The 4,213-nt window shown below is 48.1% G+C and carries 4 protein-coding genes and 4 tRNA genes; 1 reads left to right on the top strand and 7 read right to left on the bottom strand.

Annotated elements, in window-relative coordinates:
* The 5 genes from QNN86_RS23755 to QNN86_RS23735 all read right to left on the bottom strand — a co-directional run.
* Positions 1-195, bottom strand: a 195-nt coding sequence (locus QNN86_RS23755) for a GTP-binding protein (protein WP_000031656.1), incomplete at its 3' end; no start/stop codon positions are given.
* A gap of 118 nt (positions 196-313) precedes the next feature.
* Positions 314-389, bottom strand: a tRNA-Thr gene (locus tag QNN86_RS23750).
* Positions 390-394: 5 nt separating this feature from the next.
* Positions 395-469 (bottom strand) — tRNA-Gly (locus QNN86_RS23745).
* A gap of 115 nt (positions 470-584) precedes the next feature.
* Positions 585-669, bottom strand: a tRNA-Tyr gene (locus QNN86_RS23740).
* Positions 670-677: 8 nt separating this feature from the next.
* Positions 678-753 (bottom strand) — tRNA-Thr (locus tag QNN86_RS23735).
* A 390-nt stretch (positions 754-1,143) separates the two neighbouring features.
* Here QNN86_RS23735 and coaA point away from each other — a divergent pair.
* On the top strand, positions 1,144-2,094 hold the full coding sequence (gene coaA, locus QNN86_RS23730; protein WP_096759485.1) for a type I pantothenate kinase: 951 nt from the start codon (positions 1,144-1,146) through the stop codon (positions 2,092-2,094).
* Between the two features lie 31 nt (positions 2,095-2,125).
* Here coaA and birA read toward each other — a convergent pair whose 3' ends face one another.
* Both birA and murB read right to left on the bottom strand, forming a co-directional pair.
* Positions 2,126-3,088, bottom strand: a complete 963-nt coding sequence (gene birA, locus QNN86_RS23725; RefSeq protein WP_182270623.1) for a bifunctional biotin--[acetyl-CoA-carboxylase] ligase/biotin operon repressor BirA — start codon at positions 3,086-3,088, stop codon at positions 2,126-2,128.
* Positions 3,085-4,113: a UDP-N-acetylmuramate dehydrogenase gene (gene murB, locus QNN86_RS23720; RefSeq protein ID WP_414212396.1), complete on the bottom strand. Its 1,029-nt coding sequence runs from the start codon at positions 4,111-4,113 to the stop codon at positions 3,085-3,087. Before murB ends, birA begins: the two co-directional genes overlap by 4 nt.
* Positions 4,114-4,213 lie beyond the last annotated feature (100 nt).

The raw sequence follows: 4,213 nt of genomic DNA, 5'->3' as shown, positions 1-4,213 counted from the left end.
CGTGTTGATGGTGATACCACGTGCTTTTTCTTCCGGCGCGTTATCGATCTGATCGAATGCGCGAGCAGCACCGCCGTAGGTTTTAGCCAGTACGGTAGTGATTGCAGCAGTCAGCGTTGTTTTACCATGGTCAACGTGGCCGATAGTACCGACGTTAACGTGCGGTTTAGTACGTTCAAATTTTTCTTTAGACATCGATTGTCCCTCTAAGACACGGATAAATCGGTGATATCACCACATCAACCAGGCAATATACCTGAACTGTTGAATGCTTTTAAAAGTAAACAGAGAGAAACGGGAAGGAGAAGTGAAGTGGTGCTGATACCCAGAGTCGAACTGGGGACCTCACCCTTACCAAGGGTGCGCTCTACCAACTGAGCCATATCAGCACGTCTGGAGCGGGCAGCGGGAATCGAACCCGCATCATCAGCTTGGAAGGCTGAGGTAATAGCCATTATACGATGCCCGCATCCTGAAACTCGGCTACCCAGTTCTTTCTGTAACAAAAAAGAGATTTCTCTCTTTTCTGTTTGAGCTGGTTAATTTTTCTAACCAACCCAGGCGGCGATAACGCTGCCAGAAAGTGGTGGTGGGGGAAGGATTCGAACCTTCGAAGTCTGTGACGGCAGATTTACAGTCTGCTCCCTTTGGCCGCTCGGGAACCCCACCGGACTTGATGGTGCCGACTACCGGAATCGAACTGGTGACCTACTGATTACAAGTCAGTTGCTCTACCTACTGAGCTAAGTCGGCATCAAGTAGCGCGCATTTTATGGAGACCTGCGCCTTCATGCAACTAAAAAATCGCATAAAACGTTCTATCGCTCACATTTTACACTATACGACCGATAAATAATCTATTCCCGCGCCTGACTGTACAAATTTACAACGTTTCACGACCGTCCAGGAGGTGTTTAACTCCATCATATGTATACCAACTGATGCAAAGTGCCTCTTTTTACATCTGGAATACCCGTCACATTGCTTTTCAGGGGATGATTTTTTCTTATTATTCCCTCCCATCTGGTGTTACCCTCCTGCCCATTGTCCAAATTAACTGAAATGTGACGTGCCATTGCGTGCCAGGGATGAATTCATTTTTTATTACTGACCTGATATCGCAATGACAGCCAGACCATGCGTATGAGTATAAAAGAGCAAGCGTTAATGACGCCTTACCTACAGTTTGATCGCAACCAGTGGGCTGCGCTTCGTGATTCCGTGCCGATGACCCTGACCGAGGAAGAGATTGCTCGTCTGAAAGGCATTAATGAAGACTTATCGCTGGAAGAAGTTGCCGAGATTTATTTGCCCTTATCGCGTTTGCTAAACTTTTACATCAGTTCAAACCTGCGCCGTCAGGCTGTTCTGGAGCAATTTTTAGGCACCAACGGCGAGCGTATCCCTTATATCATCAGTATTGCTGGCAGCGTCGCGGTAGGAAAAAGTACCACTGCACGCGTCCTGCAAGCATTGTTGAGTCGCTGGCCTGAGCATCGCAAGGTTGAGTTGATTACCACCGATGGCTTTCTTCACCCTAATCAGGTGTTGAAAGACCGTGGACTTATGAAGAAGAAAGGCTTCCCTCAGTCCTACGATATGCACCGTCTGGTAAAATTCGTTTCTGACCTCAAGTCAGGTGTCCCTAACGTCACGGCGCCGGTTTATTCACATCTTATCTATGATGTGATCCCTGATGGAGACAAGACCGTCGCACAACCCGATATTTTAATTCTCGAAGGATTAAACGTATTACAAAGTGGGATGGATTACCCTCACGATCCACATCATGTATTTGTTTCTGATTTTGTCGACTTCTCTATTTACGTTGACGCGCCAGAAGAATTACTCCAGACGTGGTATATCAATCGTTTCCTGAAATTCCGTGAAGGGGCATTTACCAACCCCGACTCTTATTTCCATAACTACGCCAAACTGTCTGAAGATGAGGCTATCAATACCGCCACAACACTTTGGAAAGAAATTAACTGGCTGAATTTAAAACAAAATATCTTACCAACGCGTGAGCGGGCCAGCTTAATAATGACTAAAAGCGCCAACCATGCTGTTGAACAAGTCAGATTACGGAAATAAACATAAAGGGGAGCAATCGCTCCCCTTTTTATTACCCTGCGCTTCTGAGCGATATTTCTCCACCCATCCACGGTTTGATCACGCCATCCTGTTCAAGTAATAGCGCACCTTGCGCATCTATTCCCCGGGATACACCAAATATTTCTTTATCGCCGATAATCAATTTAACGGGACGATTGATAAAATTATCCAGCGTCTTCCAACGTAGTAAATAAGGCGTTAGCCCTTCTTGCTCAAACAGTACGAGTGCCGCACGCAGCTCACGGATCAACCGAGCGGCAAGGGTGTTACGATCAATGTTAATTCCCGCTTCCTGCAGGTTAATCCAGCCCTGATTAACCACACTCTCTTCCACCCGACGCATTGCCATATTAATACCCGCGCCAATAACAATTTGCGCAGCGTCACCCGTTTTACCGGTAAGCTCCACCAGAATGCCGGCGAGTTTACGATCGAGCAGATAGAGGTCGTTGGGCCATTTCACGCGCACCTTATCGGCACCCAGATCGCGTAATACTTCTGCCATGACGATACCAATGACCAGGCTCAGGCCAATCGCAGCCGCCGGTCCCTGCTCCAGACGCCAGAACATTGAGAGGTAAAGGTTTGCTCCAAACGGAGAAAACCATTTACGCCCACGACGGCCACGTCCAGCCTGCTGATATTCAGCGACGCAGGCATCACCTGATTCCAGTTGCCCAATACGATCCAAAAGGTATTGGTTGGTCGAATCAATGACCGGCAGGACGGTAATATTTCCACCATCCAGTTGAGAATGAATAACTGATGAATCCAGGAGCTGAATAGGTTCCGGTAAGCTGTATCCTTTACCGGGAACGGTAAAGACATCAACACCCCAGTCACGTAACGTCTGGATGTGTTTATTGATAGCCGCACGACTCATGCCAAGCTTTTCACCCAGCTGTTCACCCGAATGAAATTCACCATCAGCCAGCAATGAAATAAGCGTCAGAGGTACAGTATGATCCTTCATGCTATGATCTCCACGGCGTTCATTTCCCCTTTCGGTCCAATAAATCGGACCTCAGGCTCAAGCCAGACATTAAATTTCGCACCCACTTTCTGGCGAACGTGATGGGCAAGCTGCACCACATCCTGGCTTGTTGCATCTTTGGCGTTAATGAGTACCAGCGCCTGTTGCTGATGTACCGCAGCACCACCTATACTCGCCCCTTTTAGCTGACATTGATCGATAAGCCAGCCAGCAGCCAGTTTCACAGAGCCATCTTTTTGAGGGTAATGAGGCGCTGTCGGGAATTGTGACAGCAGCACCTGAGCAACTTCTGCGGTAACGACGGGATTTTTAAAGAAGCTCCCCGCGTTACCCTGTATTTTAGGGTCGGGTAGTTTGGTTGTACGCATATGACAGACGGCATCAAACACTTGCTGCGGCGTCACCGTCGAGGGATCCAGGCGAGTTAAGTCGCCGTAGGTCAGCACCGGCTGCCATTGTTTTAGTAGTTTCAGCCCAACTGCAACGATCGCAAAGCGATCCTGGTATTCATGTTTGAAGATACTATCACGATAGCCAAAACGGCATTCCGCTGCTACGACGCGTAAATGTTTACCCGTCGACAGTTCAACGCAATCAACATATTCACAGACACGCTGTAGTTCTACGCCGTAAGCACCGATATTCTGGATCGGCGATGAACCGACACAACCGGGGATGAGCGCAAGGTTTTCCAGCCCTGGCATGCCCAGTTGCAGAGTATGCTGTACCAGATGATGCCAGTTTTCCCCCGCACCTACGTGCAAATGCCAGGCATCAGGTTGTTCTGTGACCTGAATGCCCTTAATACGGTTAACAATCACCGTTCCATAGAAGGCATCAAGAAACAGGACGTTACTCCCTTCACCCAGGATCAGCACTGGATGTTGTAATGCATTGGCTGATTGCCAGGCATTCAGTAATTGTTGCTCATTTTCGGCGCAGACAAGTTCATTAGCATACTGATCAATACCGAAGGTGTTCCAGACTTTAAGGGAGTGATTCATAGACGCTTTCCTGATGCAAAATCGTGCTTAGTTTACCGCATATGCCTCAGGATGGCTTGTGTTATGGAAGAGCGGGATATTGAGCGCTCACCGACAAACT

The sequence above is a fragment of the Citrobacter sp. C348 genome (assembly GCF_047467975.1).
GTDB lineage: Bacteria > Pseudomonadota > Gammaproteobacteria > Enterobacterales > Enterobacteriaceae > Citrobacter > Citrobacter gillenii.
This window is presented reverse-complemented; position numbering and strand designations above follow the sequence as displayed.

Excerpts from the sequence above, each read along its gene's own strand:
- murB (WP_414212396.1), bottom strand. The coding sequence starts at position 4,113 with ATGAATCACTCCCTTAAAGTCTGGAACACCTTCGGTATTGATCAGTAT.
- coaA (WP_096759485.1), top strand. The coding sequence starts at position 1,144 with ATGAGTATAAAAGAGCAAGCGTTAATGACGCCTTACCTACAGTTTGAT.
- birA (WP_182270623.1), bottom strand. The coding sequence starts at position 3,088 with ATGAAGGATCATACTGTACCTCTGACGCTTATTTCATTGCTGGCTGAT.